This is a genomic window from Rothia nasimurium (genome assembly GCF_004569295.1).
GTDB classification, from domain to species: domain Bacteria; phylum Actinomycetota; class Actinomycetes; order Actinomycetales; family Micrococcaceae; genus Rothia; species Rothia nasimurium_B.
In genome coordinates, this window is the sequence record NZ_SPQC01000122.1 from 1 (window position 1) to 384 (window position 384).

General features: G+C 38.0%; 1 protein-coding gene. It reads right to left on the minus strand.

Annotated features, from left to right (window positions below; all coding sequences use genetic code 11):
- Nucleotides 1-384, minus strand: a 384-nt coding sequence (locus E4U03_RS12660; protein WP_194210423.1) for a translation initiation factor IF-2 N-terminal domain-containing protein, incomplete at both ends; no start/stop codon positions are given.

The window sequence follows — 384 nt, forward strand, 5'->3', positions numbered from 1 at the left end:
GATTTGAACTTTTTCTTGTGGTTCAATACCGTAATCAGTTGCTAACAATTCGATCGTATCTTTATCCAATGGTTGGTTTTGATTGACCATAATTCCCATCATAAACAACTTCTTGATGATCTCAGCAGGTTCACGATAGATTTTTTTCGCGATATCCGCTACATTCATGCCTTCTGTATATTCCAATACTTCTGGTAATTCACGGAATTTACGTGCTGGAACAGGTGGTTTTTTCTCTTGCTGTTGACGACCTTTTTTCCCTTTTTTGTTAAACTTGTTGCGGTTATTGTTATTCAAATTATTGTTGCGTCCGTTGTAGTTTGACTTACCACGGTTTTGATTTCCACCGCGATTTTGGTTATCACCAGCTGGACGGTTTTGTGT